This window comes from Streptomyces sp. NPDC002926 (assembly GCF_053591755.1).
Genome location: NZ_JBSFUK010000003.1, coordinates 126,692 through 141,882, shown reverse-complemented (window position 1 = coordinate 141,882; position 15,191 = coordinate 126,692). Strand labels below are relative to the sequence as shown.

10 protein-coding genes are annotated in these 15,191 nt (G+C 68.1%); 4 read left to right on the top strand and 6 right to left on the bottom strand.

What is annotated here, in order from left to right; translation table 11 throughout:
- Positions 1-34 precede the first annotated feature (34 nt).
- Both ACWDZ6_RS06965 and ACWDZ6_RS06960 read right to left on the bottom strand, forming a co-directional pair.
- Positions 35-1,582: a protein kinase domain-containing protein gene (locus ACWDZ6_RS06965; protein ID WP_451502329.1), complete on the bottom strand. Its 1,548-nt coding sequence runs from the start codon at positions 1,580-1,582 to the stop codon at positions 35-37.
- A 169-nt stretch (positions 1,583-1,751) separates the two neighbouring features.
- Positions 1,752-2,198, bottom strand: coding sequence for an ATP-binding protein (locus ACWDZ6_RS06960; protein WP_451502023.1), 447 nt, complete (start codon positions 2,196-2,198; stop codon positions 1,752-1,754).
- 120 nt (positions 2,199-2,318) lie between these two features.
- Between ACWDZ6_RS06960 and ACWDZ6_RS06955 the strand changes: the two genes are divergently transcribed.
- Complete coding sequence (locus ACWDZ6_RS06955) at positions 2,319-3,170, top strand: helix-turn-helix domain-containing protein (RefSeq protein WP_451502022.1); 852 nt, start codon at positions 2,319-2,321, stop codon at positions 3,168-3,170.
- A complete protein-coding gene (locus ACWDZ6_RS06950) occupies positions 3,167-3,373 on the top strand; it encodes a DUF397 domain-containing protein (protein WP_451502021.1) in 207 nt (68 codons plus the stop codon). Before ACWDZ6_RS06955 ends, ACWDZ6_RS06950 begins: the two co-directional genes overlap by 4 nt.
- A gap of 61 nt (positions 3,374-3,434) precedes the next feature.
- On the opposite strand, the gene ACWDZ6_RS06945 is transcribed toward ACWDZ6_RS06950, so the two are convergent.
- The 4 genes from ACWDZ6_RS06945 to ACWDZ6_RS06930 all read right to left on the bottom strand — a co-directional run bounded on the left by ACWDZ6_RS06945 (position 3,435) and on the right by ACWDZ6_RS06930 (position 12,138).
- Complete coding sequence (locus ACWDZ6_RS06945; protein WP_451502020.1) at positions 3,435-6,617, bottom strand: type I restriction endonuclease subunit R; 3,183 nt, start codon at positions 6,615-6,617, stop codon at positions 3,435-3,437.
- Positions 6,614-7,849, bottom strand: coding sequence for a restriction endonuclease subunit S (locus ACWDZ6_RS06940; protein ID WP_451502019.1), 1,236 nt, complete (start codon positions 7,847-7,849; stop codon positions 6,614-6,616). The genes ACWDZ6_RS06945 and ACWDZ6_RS06940 overlap by 4 nt, the downstream gene beginning before the upstream one ends.
- Complete coding sequence (locus ACWDZ6_RS06935) at positions 7,846-9,837, bottom strand: type I restriction-modification system subunit M (RefSeq protein ID WP_451502018.1); 1,992 nt, start codon at positions 9,835-9,837, stop codon at positions 7,846-7,848. Before ACWDZ6_RS06935 ends, ACWDZ6_RS06940 begins: the two co-directional genes overlap by 4 nt.
- A gap of 105 nt (positions 9,838-9,942) precedes the next feature.
- The gene (locus ACWDZ6_RS06930) at positions 9,943-12,138 is read right to left on the bottom strand and encodes an N-6 DNA methylase (protein ID WP_451502017.1); all 2,196 of its coding nucleotides are present in this window, start codon (positions 12,136-12,138) and stop codon (positions 9,943-9,945) included.
- A 310-nt stretch (positions 12,139-12,448) separates the two neighbouring features.
- Here ACWDZ6_RS06930 and ACWDZ6_RS06925 point away from each other — a divergent pair, with 310 nt between their 5' ends.
- Together ACWDZ6_RS06925 and ACWDZ6_RS06920 are read left to right on the top strand one after the other, a co-directional pair.
- Positions 12,449-13,681 carry a DNA sulfur modification protein DndB gene (locus ACWDZ6_RS06925; protein ID WP_451502016.1) on the top strand — a complete coding sequence of 411 codons (1,233 nt, stop codon included), beginning with the start codon at positions 12,449-12,451 and terminating at the stop codon, positions 13,679-13,681.
- Positions 13,682-13,905: 224 nt separating this feature from the next.
- Complete coding sequence (locus ACWDZ6_RS06920) at positions 13,906-14,949, top strand: DUF3644 domain-containing protein (protein ID WP_451502015.1); 1,044 nt, start codon at positions 13,906-13,908, stop codon at positions 14,947-14,949.
- The last annotated feature ends 242 nt before the right edge of the window (positions 14,950-15,191 follow it).

Sequence of the window (15,191 nt, the reverse complement as noted above, 5' to 3'; positions counted from 1 at the left end):
GTCCGGGCGGGCTGCGGAGCGGGTGAAAGTCGGTTCAGCTGGAGGAACCGCGGCCGTCGCCATCGAGATCCAGACGGATCACGGCGAGGGTCTCGGCCACCTCGGTGGTGAGTTCGTCGTCCGGTCCGTACACCACGCACAGGTCCGCGTGCAGCGGCTCCAGGACCTCGAAGGCATCGGCGGCCCGCTGCTGCGCGAGCAGCAGCATGCCGATGTCGCGGCGCAGCTCCACCGCGTTCTCGCTCACGTCGCCGTCGACGGCGCGGACGGCGTCAAGTACGCCGTGCAGCCCGGCCAGCGCATCGGTCACCTGGCCGAGTTCGCCACGGCAACGCGCTGCCTGCGCCCGGCACTCCAGTGCCTCCTCGCTGCTCCGGCCGCTCACCCGCGCGTACGCGTCGGCCAGCGCTTCGAACTCCGGCAGCGCGGCCCGGTGGTCGCCCGCGAGCTGACGGCTGAACGCCCGCCGCGTACGCAGCCGCAGGACCGCCTTGTTCTCCGAGCCGAGGGCACGCGCCGCCGGCTCGATCATCTCGCCCACGACCTCGGCGGCCTGCGCGTACCGCTCCTCCTCCATCAGAGCCAGGTAGTGCGCGTGGACCTGACGGAGCTGCTCCCGCAGCGCCTCCCGCTCGGCCGCAGGGACGACCGGCGGAGCGTCCGGCCCGGCAGCGGACCCGGGCGAGTGCGCACTCGCGGTGCCGGCCCGCGAACGGGGCGCGTAGGGGCGGCGGAAGATGCCGGTCGGGTCCGGTGCCCCGGCGAGCTCGGGTCCCTCGGGTTCGGCCTCCTCGCCGGGCACCGGCAGGAAGGGCCGCAGCCGCTCGTACACCTCCTGCACGTCCGCCGGGCGCGCCTCGGGCGCCTTGCGGAGCAGGTGCAGGACGAGTTCCTCCAGAGCCTGCGGTACGTCCGGGCGCACCTGCCGCACCGGCGTCGGGGCCGCGTTGACGTGCTGCATCATCAGCTGCCACTCACTGTCTCCGCTGAACAGTGGCTGCCCGCAGAGCAGTTCGTGCAGCACACAGCCGAGCGCGTACAGGTCGGTGCGCGGCGTGACCCGCCCGCCGCGCACCTGCTCCGGCGCCATGTACTGGTGCGTCCCGATCGGGCTGCCCGTCGCGGTCAGCTTGGTGACGTCCGTCCGCAGGATTGCCGCGATGCCGAAGTCCAGCACCTTCACCGTGCCGTCCCGGGCGACGAGGATGTTGCCGGGCTTCAGGTCGCGATGCACCACCGGCACGTCGTGCGCGTACGACAGCACGGTTGCGACCTGCGCCGCCACAGCCACCGCCCAGCTGACGGGAAGGTGCGGCCGGTCGGGGTGCACGTACGCGGTCAGCGGTATGCCGTCGACCAGTTCCATCACCAGGAACAGCTGCTCGTACGACTCGTCGAGCACCGCGTCGAACACCTGGGGCACGCCCGGGTGCTGGATCCGCGCGGTGACCCTCGCCTCACGTTTGAACCGCTTCTCGAACTCCTCCGCCAGGTGGGGCGACGTCACGGCCTGCGGACGGATCAGCTTCACGGCGACCGGCCGGTCCAGCACGGCGTCGTAGCCGCGCCACACATCCCCCATGCCGCCGTGACTGAACTGCTCCAGCAGCTCGTAGCGCCCTGCGATCCGCCGTGGTTCCGGCACCTGGCCCCCGCCCCGTCGAGTGTCCGAAAGGTCTTCGATGTGGTTGGGGATCAGTCTCGTGGGTGGAGTTTCGTGAGTCCAGCCGGGGCGCGCGTGCGCTACGTGATCAAGACAGGGAAAGGCCCGTGCATTCCGCCCACACGGTCTTGCCGGGCCCGCCTCCGACGCGGGGTGACCAGCCCCAGCGGTCGGCCAGTGCCTCGACGAGGAGCAGCCCGCGTCCGCTGTCACCGTTCTGTGCTGTGGATGTGGGGAGGTGGGGGAGGCGTTCACCGCGGGTGTCGCTGACCTCGATCCGTACGGTGTCGGTGGCCGGGTCGGCGGTGAGGCGGACGTGGAAGTCGCGGCCGGCGACGTGTCCGTGCCGTACGGCGTTGGCGCACAGCTCCGCGGCGACGAGCGTGACGGCGTCGTGCGCGTCGCTGCCGTACGGGACGCCCCAGGCGTCGAGCCGGGTTCCGCACAGCCGCCGGGCGAGGCGGGCACCGCGCGGAGTGGAGCTGAAGCACATCGCGAACCGGTGGGCGGTGAGGGGTGGTTGTGTTGCGGTCATGCACTCACGGTGGCGTTCCGTGGCGTAGCGTGACCAGGGGTGACGCGCTGACGTCGATCTTTCGTACGGGGCGGGCGCGGGCGCTGTACGTGGCGGTACGTGGGGAGAGGCGGCAAGACGGTGACCGTGCGGGACGATGAAGCGGGGCAGCCGCAGCAGCGGCCGGAGGATGACCCGGGGACGGGTGTCGTGACCGCGTTCGGACGGCAGTTGAAGCTGCTGCGCACGCGGGCGGGGCTGGAGCGGGGCGAGTTCGGCAGGCGGCTCGGCTACTCGGCGGACACGGTGGCGTCCATCGAGCAGGGGAGACGGATTCCGCAGGCCCTGTTCATTGAGAAGGCGGATGAGGTGTTGGGGGCGGGGGGGTTGCTGACGGCGTTGAAGGAGGAAGTGGCTCGGGCCCAGTATCCGTCGTTCTTCCGGGACATGGCTCGACTGGAAGCCAAAGCAACGGCCTTGAACGTGTATGCGGTCTATGCCGTGCCAGGTCTATTGCAGACGGAGGACTACGCACGCGCCGTCTTCCACATGCAGCGGCCCCTGCTGGAAGACGAAGTGTTCGAGCAGCGGCTTGAGGCGCGCATGGTGCGTCAGAAGATCCTCTGCCGACGCCCCTCACCCTTGCTGAGCTTCGTGATCGAGGAGGCGGTGCTGCGCAGGCCCATCGGTGGTCTGAAAGTCATGCGCGAGACGCTGGAACAAATCCGCGTGACCGGCCAGTCTAGGAACGTGGAGGTGCAGGTCATGCCGATCCACCGCGAGGACAACGCCGCGTTGGGCGGTCCGTTCTCGTTGATCGACACTGACAAGGGGCAGCGTCTTGCGTACGCGGAAGTACAGGATCACAGCCGCCTCTACACCGACGCTGCCTACGTGCGGACGCTCGAAGCGCGCTATGGCATCCTCCGATCACAAGCGCTGACACCGAGCGAGTCAGTGGCGTTCATCGAGCAACTGATGGGAGACACATGAGCGTGCAGCACAGCATGGCGGCTGCGCCCGAGGCCGCTTGGATAAAGAGCAGCTACAGCACGGGCAACGGCGGCGAATGCATCGAGGTCGCCGCCGTCTCCGGAGCCGTCCTCGTCAGGGACTCGAAGCGGCCTGCAGTGGCCCGGCTCGCCTTCGGCCCTGAGGCATGGGCCGGGTTCGTGGAGATGGCCGCCGGACGCTGAACTGGCCGACATACGACGGGCGGGGCCCGGTGCGCGGCTTCCGCACCGGGCCCCGAGCGCGTCAGAAGTCGTCCAGCCCCTCCTCCCGGCGGATCATCCGCCAGGCGGCCCGACGCGCGCTGCGGTCGAGGTTGGACTTGAAGTCCCGGTCGGCACCGAAGTACCGCTTGCCGAGGGTGTCGATCGTGGAGACATGGTCCATCATGTTCTCCTCGAACTTCTTGTCGAAGACGATGCCGAAGTTGGACTCGTCGTTGACCAGCGCGGCGGCGCGGACCTTCGGGTCCTCCTTGGTCGCGTTGAAGGCCGGGAGGACGTCCTCCTTGGTGAAGTCCGTGCCGAACTTGGCGTTGAACTTCTCGATCAGCTCCGACAGCAGTGACTTCTCGGGATCCTGCCCGCCACCGACCCCGTCGCCGAACCCCTTGAGCTCGGCCGCACCCTCGGGGTTGAGGGACACGTCGTGCTCGCCGGTCTTGTCAACGCGCAGGTGACTGAGGTCGACCTCGCCTATGTCGACTCCGCCGTCGGCCAGGCGGGGGAGGCGGTTGAGCAGATGGCGGCCGTAGAGGTACAGCCGCTCCAGCTCGGCGTCCTGGTAGGGAACGATCTGCGCGAGGAAGCCGTACTTGCGGACGTAGTCGTTCAGGTTGGCGCGGAACTCCTCGGCAGCCTCGACGTCGTCCTCCTCGTCGCTCTCCAGGAGGGCGGTGAAGCGGGTGACGGCGGGTGACAGGAGTCGGTACAGCTCGGCGTGCAGCTTCTCCCACTTGGACTGGGAGCCGCCCGCCCTATGCTCCGCCTCGATGTACGCGGCGACGAACTCGTCCATGTCTTGCTCCGAGATGATCGGCGCGGACATGACGCGACTCTGTGCCGTGTAGAGGAGGTTCGGGTCGGAGGGAAGGGTGTGCGCCACCTCGAAGTACGGGCGGAAGGCGTCCTGGATGTCCTCGGCCTCGTTGACGAAGTCCAGGACGGCCAGGTCGGCCTGGGACTTGCGTTCGGCGGTGCGGTTGAGGCGGGACAGGGTCTGCACGGCGGCGATGCCGGTCAGCGTCTTGTTGACGTACATCGTGGTCAGGAGCGGCTGGTCGAAGCCGGTCTGGTACTTCTCGGCGACGACGAGGATCCGGTATTCCTGCTGTCCCTTGCCGCCGGCCTTCGCGGCCTTGTCGTCGGCGCGGGTGTAGGCGAACCCCTTGGGCAGCGCGCTTTCGGAGAGACCGCCGTTCTCCTTGCTCTCGGTGGTCTCCTCGCCGTCGATGGTGAGGGACCCGGAGAAGGCGACCAGGACACCGAGGTCCGGGTACTTGGTGTCGTACTCGCGGTCGGCGACGTAACTGCGGATGGCGCGGGCCATCTGCACGGCGGAGTGCCGGGAGGCCGTGACCACCATCGCCTTGGCGCGTCCGCCGAGCCGGCCGCGGCTGTGGGCGACGAAGTGCTCGACGATCACCTGGGCGTGCTGGGACACCGTGTGCTCGTGCATGAGCGCGAACCGGGCGAGCAGGCTGTTCGCCTTGGAGGGGTCGACCTCCTTCTCGTCGTGGTTGAGGTTCGCGAGCTTCCAGTAGGTGTTGTAGGTGACGTAGTTGCGCAGGGGGTCGAGGATAAAGCCCTCCTCAATGGCCTGGCGCATGGAGTAGGTGTGGAAGGGGCGGTAGACGGTCTTGCCGTTCTCCGCGCCTTCCGTGCCGAAGAGTTCGAGCGTCTTCGACTTGGGGGTGGCTGTGAAGGCGAAGTAGGAGAGATTCGCGGCGCGGGACCGCGCCACCGCCTTCGCCTTCAGCTGGTCGTCCACGGTGACCGCGGTCGCGCCCTCGTCGTCCGAGTCCGCGTCCAGGCCGAGGTCGCGCAGGGCAGACTTCACCGCGGTCGCTGCGTCGCCGGACTGCGAGGAGTGCGCCTCGTCGACGATGATCGCGAAGCGGGTGCCCTTGATCTCGGTGGGGTTGCGCTTGATGTAGTCCAGCAGCGCCGGGAACGAGTGCAGGGTGACCGTGACGATCTTCCCAGTGTCCCGGGAGAGCGCGCGGGCGAGCTGCTCGCTCTTCGCCCCCTGCTTCTCGTCTACCTTCACGACCAGGCCGTCCGTCTGCGAGAAACTGCCGACCGTCGCCGAGAGCTGGGCGTCCAGGGCACGGCGGTCGGTGATGACGATGACCTTGTCGAAGACGGGCTCGCCGGGCTTGATGCGCCCGTCGGCGAGGGCTTCGGGTTCGAGAACGTGCGGATCGGTGCGTGCGTGCAGGTCACTGAGCCGGTGGGCCAGCCAGCCGATGGTGTTCGACTTGCCGGATCCGGCGGAGGCCATGACCAGGTAGTTCTGGCCGGCACCGTGGACGGACGCGTGCGCGGTGAGCTTCCGGACCACGTCCCACTGGTGGAAGCGGGGGAAGATCGTCGACTTGGTGGTGCCGCCGCCGGGCGTCTTGTGCTTCTGCTGGTGCACGAAACGCTGGAGTAGGTCGAGCCAGTTGTCCCGCTGCCAGACGTGTTCCCAGAGGTAGGAGGTGGCGTACGTGCCGTGGGCCGTCGGTGGCGGGTTCCCGGCTCCGCCGGGCTGGCCGGGGCCGTTCGAGCCGGTGTTGAACGGCAGGAACTGGGTGCTCTTGCCGCGCAGTTGCGTGGTGACGAAGACCAGGTCGGGGTCGACCGCGAAGTTCGCGATCACGCGCCGCGTGAAGATCAGCTCGGTCGGGTCCCGGTCGGTGCGGTACTGCTCCTTGGCCTGCTCGACGCCCTGCCCGGTCAGCGGGTTCTTCAACTCGGCAGTGGCGACCGGAATGCCGTTGAGGAACAGGGTGAGGTCGAGGCGGTGCCCCCAGTCGGCCTGCTTGGTCGCGTAGGGGAGTTCGCGTACGACAGTGAGGCGGTTGGTCCGGTAACCGTCGAGAACGGAGTCGGCGGAGATGAGGTTGGGCTTGAAGTAGGCGACGCGGAGGCGGACGCCTCGGTCCTTGACGCCGTTGCGGAGGACGTGGAGGAGGCCGTCATCGGCGATGGCCCGGTCAAGGCGTTGGGCGAAGCCTCGCTGGGCCTCGTTGGGGTTGCCGCCGTAGACGGTGAGCAGTTCGTCCCACTCGTCGGGCTGGGTCGCGCCGATGAAGGTGAACAGCTCGTTGGTGTCGAGCCCGAGGTCGGGTCGGTAGTCCTCGGGGCTCGCCTCCCGCCAGCCGTGCTCGCAGAGGGCGGCGACTATGGCAGACCCGAAGGAGGACTCGTCGTGCACGGGGCTCATACGGTGACTCCTTCGGTTACGTTGCGTCCGCTGGCGGTGGTCACGTCGAACTGGCCGGTTACGGCGGCGGTGATGAGGGCTTGGCGGCGCTCTGCCGCGAGCGCGGCAGAGCGCTCGATCACCTCGCGCAAGGGACGAACGTTGCTGATCCACTCGCCAATCTCACGTTGTTCAGCTGGCGACACCACTGGGACCGGAATGCGTCCGAAAAGGTCCCAATTGCGGAAGTCGACGGCACGTTCGCGAGTGCTGGTTGCGAAGTTTCCGAGATACCCTTGGGTTGCCAGAAGTCGAAGAAGTCTCCCCAGATAGCGGGCATCGCCGTCGCCGTGCGGAACGCACACGTGGTAGACCGGGCTGCAGTTGCCTACAGCCTCCGATGTGCCGATGGCCCCGGCGAACCCATCAAGGCCGTGGACGACAACATCACCGATTCGTACGTGCTGACCCTGAGGGTCGGTTGAGGCGGAGAGCGTGTATCCCTCAGCGCGGCGCACGCTACGATTCGTTACTTGGCCATCGCGGTAAGCCGTGATGACGTCCGCTTTTGATACGGCTGGCCGCACCACCTTGCCGAGAATCCTGCGAAGCGGCAGCGTCCGAGCGCCAGTTGTTGGATGTACGAGGCGACTTACGCCTACATGTTCCAGTACGTGGCTATCAATGCGTTCGTTGAGGAGCGTGATCAGATGACGCTTCTTGGCGACAAGGTGATCAATCCTGCCGACCTCTGCATCAAGGAAGTCAGCAATGCGGCACTGCTCGTCCAACGAGGGCGATGGAATCTCGAGCTCGGAGATGAGACCCGCACTCAGATTCTGCAACCCTGTCGTCGTGGAACTTAGTCTGCGGATCTGCTGTTTCGCATCGGCACAGTTGAGAAAATACCAGGCAAATCGTGGACTGTGCGTGGGAGAGAGGCGAAGGCGTTGCAGGAAATTCGAGAAAGAAAAACCCGCCGCAGGCGCACCTACGAAACCTGCCTTCCCGAGATGCAAGTCGCTCCCACTGGAACGGACCACGAGAATGTCCCCCTCACGCAGCCGCGTGCGAAACTTCTCATGCGTACTTAGAGAACGCAACGCTGGCTCGCGTGGATCAACTGAGCCATCGAGCCCGATTTCGGTGGAGCGTAGGACAGGCGTCGCGCTTGTGATCTCAGCGTAGTCGTCGCCCCAAGTTCCAGAATCCGATGCCGCGAGACAGTACTTGAGTTTGATCGCGGGCTTCACTTCGTTACCTCCCCCAACAGTCCCTGGATCTCCTCCTCCAGCGACTTCAGCTCCGCATCAATCGCCACCAACGGCCGCGGTGGCTGATAGACGTAGAAATGCCGCGTGACTGGGATCTCATATCCGACCTTCGTCTTGCTTTGGTCGATCCACGCGTCCGGCACGTGCGGGTGTACCTCCCGCTTCAGGTACTCCTCGACGTCCTCACCCAACGGCACGTTTTCGTAGTCCCGAAACTCCGCGTCCGCCTCGGGCTGGCCTCTGAGAAGTTGGACCTCGCCCGCCGGATCTCGCACGCCGATCACATCCCGGAGCGCCTTGTTGAACGGCGCCCCCGTGGGCCACGTTTCCCCGCCCTGCACCACGGCGTCCTTCAGAGCAAGCCAGGATTCCTGCTTCGTGCCCCAGCTCGTACCCATCAGGGACTTGAAGGCATCGGCCAGAGTCGAAGCCTGCGGCAGCTTTTGGATGACCTTGGAGGCCTCCAGCGCCGCCGGAGTCTCCTCCGTCACCTCGAACCGCAGCTTCAGCGGACGCTCCACCGTGATCCGCTGGTACCCGAAGTCCTCGTTCCAGAAGACCTTCACCTTGCTGTGCAGCGGGTGCTCCGGGTCGCCCGCCACGGCCAGCGCCTCGCCGTACAGCTTGACCACCGTGGCGATATGCTCCTTGTCTAGCTCCTTGCGCTTGTCGCCCAGCGACTTCCGCATCTTCTGACACTGGTCCCGCGCGTCCAGCAGCACGACCTTGCCCTTGTGGTCCGGGCTCTTGCGGTTGGTCAGGATCCAGAAGTACGTGGAGATGCCGGTGTTGTAAAAGAGCTGGTCTGGCAGGGCGACGATGCCCTCCAGCCAGTCGTTCTCCAGGATCCAGCGCCGGATCTCCGACTCGCCTGAACCGGCCGCGCCCGTGAAGAGCGGCGAGCCGTTGAAGACGATCGCGAGCCGCGAGCCGCCCCCGCCGTTCACGTCCACCGGCTTCATCTTCGAGATCATGTGCTGGAGGAACAGCAGTGATCCGTCGTTGATGCGCGGCAGTCCCGCCCCGAAGCGGCCGGCCTCGCCCAGCGTCTTGTGCTCCTGCTCGACCTCGTCCTTGACCTTCTTCCACTCCACGCCGAACGGCGGGTTGGCCAGCATGTAGTCGAAGGACTTGCGGGCGTGGCCGTCGTCGGAGAAGGAGTTGCCGAAGGCGATGTTCTCGGGGTCCTGGCCCTTGATCATGAGGTCGGACCGGCAGATCGCCCACGACTCCGGGTTGAGCTCCTGCCCGTACACCTCCACCGTGGCGTCCGGGTTCAGCTCCGTGATCAGGTCGTCCATCGCGGAGAGCATGCCGCCCGTGCCGCAGGCAGGGTCGAGGACCGTGCGCACCGCGCCCGGAAGCTGGAGCGCGTCGCCGTCCGGGGCGACGAGCAGTCGCACCATCAGCTGGATGACCTCGCGCGGGGTGAAGTGCTCACCGGCTGTCTCGTTCGACTGCTCCGCGAAGCGGCGGATCAGCTCCTCGAAGATGTAGCCCATGTTGTGGTTGGGCACGACCTCGGGACGCAGGTCCAGGTCCGTGAACTTGCCGATGACCTTGTAGAGCAGGTCGGCGTCGTCCAGCCGCTTGATCTGCTGCGCGAACTCGAAGCGTTCCAGCACGCCACGCGCGTTGTCCGAGAACGCCCCCACGTACACCTGGAGGTTCTGCGCCGCGGTCTGCGGATCCGCCGCGATCTTCTTCAGGGTCAGGCTGGACCGGTTGTAGAAGGAGTGGCCCGAGGCCCGCCGCAGGAAGCGGTCCGGGTCGATGCCGCTGTCCTTGTGCTGCTCCGCGATCTCCGCGACCTTCTCGCGGGTCGGCTTCAGCACGCACTCCAGTCGCCGCAGCACCGTGAACGGCAGGATGACCTTGCCGTAGTCGGACTGCTTGTAGTCCCCCCGCAGGAGGTCGGCGACGGACCACGCGTGGTTCGCCAACTCCGTGTGCTTACTGCTGTTCAACTGGATCCCCGGATTCCTTCCGAAACGTCCCAACCCCACCGCCCGGGCCGATCAGCCGACCAGGACGGTCCGACAAGTGTGGTCTATCTGTGAGGGGCCGCGTGTCTAATGGGGTGAATCGTCACCCCGGCCGCGTACCGCGTCCCCCTCCGCCGCCTCCCCTGACGGCAGCAGCTGCCCGCCCGTGAGCCCGCCCGCCAGCAACCGTGCCGTCTCCTCAGTCAGCAGGGTCGCCCGCCGCGCCTCCGCCCGGAGCGCGTGCACGTGCCGGAACGCCTCCCCGTACCGCCGCTGCTCCTCCAGCGGCAGCAGCGGCACGCGCAGCCGGCCCGGGCTGACACTCAGGACCGTGCTGCCCGTCGACGCGCCCGCGACGTTCTCGTCCGCGCCCAGGAACCCGGCGAGGAACCAGGCGTCCAGGCGCTTCGGGTCCGGCCGGAAGAGGTGGACGTGGGGGCCGAGCAGCGCGCCCGCGTCCTCCTTGCCCGCGACCCGGCTCATCGGCCCGTCCCCGCTCGCGACCGCCCGCACGAGAACATCCCCCACGGCGATCACGGGTGCCGTGTCCCCCCGCAGCTCCGCCGGGTCGCCCGTGGGGCCCGATCCGCGTGCGATGTCCGAGCCGGTGAGCACCGCGCGGGACGCGTCCGGCCGCTTCCCGCTCCCGTCGCTCCCGTCGCCGTCCGCGCGGCCCCGCGCGCCCTCCGGCAGCGTGCGCAGCAGGGTGAGTGCCCCGCCGCGCGCGAGGTCGGACGCCGTCGCCGTCCGCCATTCGCGGGCCGTGGCTCCCGCGGCGCTCCAGCCCTCCCGGCCCGCCGTCCGCGCAAGGGACTTCGCGACGCCAACGAGACTGCGGCGCGTGGCGTCGACCTCGGCCGACAGCTCCGCCGGATCGACCTCGGCCCGTGAGGCCCGCACGAGCCGTGCGGGGGTCAGGTCCACCACGTCGTCCAGCAGGTCCACCACGCCGACCGCGTGCGCGACACCGGGTTCGCCCTCGAAGGTGTCCGGGTTCTCCGTGAACGCCCGCCACGCGCCCAGGGCGTGCGCGGTGATCCCCTCCCAGTCCAGGGAGGCGGAGCGGCTCCCGCCCCGCGTCCGTGCGGTCACCGCCGTTCCACCGCGCCCGGCCGCGGTCGCTGTACCCGTCGCCATGTCCGCCGCCGTGTCCACGAACAGCACCGACTTGCGCTCCGGGCCGCCCGGTTCGGGCCGTTGCAGCACCCACACCTGGAGCCCGACGTGCAGCGGCACCGACGCGCCGACCGGCAGGGCGATCACCGCGCACAGGGCCCCGCTGCGTACCAGCTCCGCCCGTACCCGGCGCCCCGACGCGCGGCCGGCCGTGGCGGGCGGCAGGAGCAGCGCGGCGTGACCGCCGGGTGTCAGATGGGCGAGTGCGTGCTGCACCCATGCCAGCTCCGACTCGGCGCGCGCCGGGACGCCGTACGCCCAGCGCGGGTCGTACGCCAGCTCGTCGTGGCCCCAGTCGCGCACGCCGTACGGCGGGTTGCACAGCACCGCGTCGGCGAGCAGGTCGGGGAAGGCGTCCGCGCGGAGGCTGTCGGCGGTGCGCACGGTGACTGCGGCCTCCGGGGCCGTCAGCATCAGGCTGACGGCGCTGCGCAGGGCCTGCACGGGCAGGTTGTCCTGGCCGTACAGCTCGCGAGCTCCCCGGCGAGCGGCTGCCGCGAGCAGGGTGCCGCCGCCGCAGGCCGGATCGAGGACCCTGGACGGGGACCCCGGGATCAGACGGGCGAGCAGGTCCGCGAGCGGCGCGGGTGTCAGGTACGCACCGGACGCGGCACTGTCCTCCAGCTCCCGCTCGGCGAGCACGCCTAGTGCGGCCTGGCCGCCCTCGGCGCGTACACATGCGTACAACGCCCGCAGCACCGCCGCGTCGTCCGCCTTGAAGTGGACGGCGTCCGCGCCCGGTACGGCGTCGGCCGCGGTGGCCACATCGCGCTGGGCGTGGGTGACGAGCTCCGGGTCCGGCAGCTGTGCGGCGGCCGTCAGCTCCTCCGGTGAGCGGCCCGCCGCCGCGAGGACGAGGAGCAACAGGTCCGACATGCCGCCGCCGCTCTGCGCGCGCAGGCGGAGGGTGGTCCGCAGTTCCTCCGAGGGGTTCGCCGCCGAGACGTGGCCGCGTGAGGCGAGCCAGGAACGCACCGACTCCAGGTCGTACAACGGGCTGCTGTCCGTGCCCCCGGACGGCGCCGGGAAGTCGTCGTGCCGGCGTCGCCAGTTGCTGACCGTGGCACGCGTGACCCCCGCGATGCGGGAGATCTCGGCGGCTGTCACCTGGGCGGATGATGCGGGTGGCTGCGACATGGATGTGGTCCTGGCTCCGATGGAGGGCGTGGTTACACCGTACAGCACGAGTCAACTACGAGAAGCTGTTGGACAGTGCTTTCACTGTCATGCTTTCATGTAATCGCTTCCTCCGGTGAGCGGCACCCACCGGCGTGAAGCGTGACTTCCCTTGCCATAGCCATGTCCTTGGGCGCCCAGCTCCGTGTTCCGCGCCAACCCCTTTCGGCGGGATGCCGGGGGATGTGCGGCGCCTCAGGGCCGGGCGAGCCCGATCGACCAACCACCCAGGGGGGAACCCATGCGCCTGACCATGCCGAGCGGCAGCCCGGAAGGAATCCCGCTCACCGTCATGCCGTTCCGCGAGGACGCGGTCATCGGCACCATGTCGCTGGCGACGCTCGTACGTCTCGTGCCGTCCCCGCGTCAGGAGGAGGACCCGCGTGCCCTCAAGGCCGCGTCGGGGCACGACCGGCGGCACGCCGAGCTGCGCGCGACCGTGCAGCGGACGCTGAAGTCCCAGAAGGGCAAGAACATCCCGGCCTACGCCGAGTACATCGCCGCTGGCATCCTCGGCAAGCACGGCTCCGCCTGGTCCACGCCCCCGATCACGCTCTGGCACGCGGGCGAGATCGCCGCGATGAGCGATGAGTTGGTCCCCGACTCGGGCCTGCGGACGCTGACCGTCGCCCCGGACGCCATGTTGATCGCCATCGACGGCGAGACCCAGACCACCGCCTGGCACGACATCTACCAGGACCCGGAATCCTTCGGCCTCACATACACCGAGCTCAGTCGGCGGGTCCGTATCCCCTTCGAGCTCTACCTGGGGATCTCCCCGGCGGACGCGCGGCAGATCTTCTACGACCGCAACGTCAAGGGCATCGACGTCGCCAAGAACCTGGCCATGTCCATGGACCAGCGCGACCTCGCCACCCGCCTCGCCTACATCGTCGGTGAGAAGCTCGAGGTCGAGCCGAAAGGTCAGCGGATGCCGTTCGGCAAGCTGGTCAACGCCGGCAAGCGGCAGCTCACCAGGACCGACAAGGAGGTCGTGACGCTGTCCGCGCTGCGGACGCTGATCGTCACCACCATGTTCGGCAGCAAGGGTGTGCAGTACTCGGCGGCCAACGTCCACGAGGGCGACCTGCCGCCCAATACCGACGCCGACGAGGTGGAGACGGTCGTCGTACGTCTCGTGTCCCGGCTGATCGGGGGCCGCTTCCCGGACTTCGCCCGGCGCAGCGCGATCACGGCCCCGGCCGTGATGGCAGGCCTCGGTGTCCTGCTGCACCGCGCGACCCCCTGGTGCGACCGCGGCGACGCCATGAGCTACGAGACGGTCGAGCACCTGCTCGGCAACGTTCGCTGGGAGCGCGAACCCGCCTACTGGGACGGCGTCTGCGCCAGCGTCGGCTCCACCGGCCGACTCAACTTCAGTGGCGGTGTGAAGGACTCCGCCGGCCGCGTCGCGGGCGCTCTTCTCGACCCGCACAGCGAGTTGGGCCGGAAGATCCGGGGTCTGTGGAGTTGAACAGGCCTGCGGTGCGGATTCCTTGACGCCGGCTCCCTCTCGGTTGCTGCCTGAGTTCATGGGTCTTCGTACTTTCACATCGCCACGGGCGGTCGCGGGAGACGCGGGGCAGTCCACGTCACACCGTCTGCGGACAGCCCTATCACCCTGAAAACCGGTCTCCCCGTCCCGGATGAAAGCGAGCGACGCTCTTCATGGCCCATCCCCGGTGGCACCACATCCTCATGGAGTCCCAGCGTCACGCCCTCAAGGCGCTCGACGAATGGAACTGCTCCATCGGCGAGTACAGCGACTTCCTCACCCACATGCACAAGGCCTGGCACTACCTGCTCCACGCGGAATTCCACAAGGCCAAGGTCGACTACCACTACCAGGACACCAAGACCGGCCGTCACCAGATGGTCGACGGCGAGCCCAAGGCCTGGGACCTCGAGAAGTGCCTGAAGGAGCGCTTTCCCAACAACGGTGACACGGTGCGTCTCAACGCGGAACTCTTCGTCGCCCTGCGCAACAAGGTGGAACACCGCTACGAGCACAACCTGAGGATCGCCACGGGCGGCAGGGCGCAGGCCTACGTGATCAACTACGAGCAGGAGATGACCGGCCACTTCGGCGCCGGCTACAGCCTCGCCGACCGGCTCCGCTTCCCGCTCTCCGTCCAGGCGTTGACCGCGGACGGATACGAGGAGATGCGGAAGGCCGCCAGGGAGCTGCCCAGGAAGACCCGTGACCTGGTGGCCAGGTACGAGGCGGGCATCGATCCGTCCGTCCTCGACGACCCCAGATACGACTACCGCGTACGGCTGGTGCCCATCACCGGCTCCAAGACGGACGCCGACCTGGCGGTCAACTTCGTCAAGCTCGACGACCTGAGCGAGGACGAGCGACGCACCATGGTCGAGGCCGGGCGCAAGGGAACCGTCATCACCAGGGACCGCCATGTCGAGGTGGCGGACCTGAACAGGATGCGCCCGGCGCAGGTCGCTGCCCGGGTCGAGGAGCAACTGCCTTTCCGGTTCAGCGTGTACATCGAGCACGTGGAGATGTGGAAGCGGCTGAAGGTCCGTCCGGCCAAGGCTTCCGGCGACCCGTATGCCACCGACGCCAGGTACTGCACGTACAACGAAGCCTTCAACGAATACGTCTACACCCAGGCATGGATAAGGAAGATCGTGAGGGAGATCGGGACGGTCGAGAAGTACCGCGCGTTCTTCGGCAGGCAGCCGCGTATGAAGACGGTGGCCGCCGCGTCGAAGCGGGCGGCCTAGAGGGCGTCGCGTGCCGAGGAGGTCGGACGGGTGGGACAGCAACCGCCCGGGTGATCGCGGTGGATGCTGCTATTACGGCGGGCGAATGACCCTTGGTGAAGCTCTGGCTACGACTTCCGGGGTGGTTGTGCGAACGCTGCAATGGACGCTTGTGGAAATGATGGGGGATGAGTGGGACGTCTCTGTGTGTTGCGCGCCGTGAGGTTGCGCCGGGCAGTGGCAGTCCAGGGCTGCGCCCCAGA

What these genes read in the sequence shown, in the direction of transcription:
- ACWDZ6_RS06950 (WP_451502021.1), top strand. Translation starts at nt 3,167, where the DNA reads ATGAGCGTGCAGCACAGCATGGCGGCTGCGCCCGAGGCCGCTTGGATA.
- ACWDZ6_RS06945 (WP_451502020.1), bottom strand. Translation starts at nt 6,617, where the DNA reads ATGAGCCCCGTGCACGACGAGTCCTCCTTCGGGTCTGCCATAGTCGCC.
- ACWDZ6_RS06965 (WP_451502329.1), bottom strand. Translation starts at nt 1,582, where the DNA reads ATGGGGGATGTGTGGCGCGGCTACGACGCCGTGCTGGACCGGCCGGTC.
- ACWDZ6_RS06960 (WP_451502023.1), bottom strand. Translation starts at nt 2,198, where the DNA reads ATGACCGCAACACAACCACCCCTCACCGCCCACCGGTTCGCGATGTGC.
- ACWDZ6_RS06925 (WP_451502016.1), top strand. Translation starts at nt 12,449, where the DNA reads ATGCGCCTGACCATGCCGAGCGGCAGCCCGGAAGGAATCCCGCTCACC.
- ACWDZ6_RS06920 (WP_451502015.1), top strand. Translation starts at nt 13,906, where the DNA reads ATGGAGTCCCAGCGTCACGCCCTCAAGGCGCTCGACGAATGGAACTGC.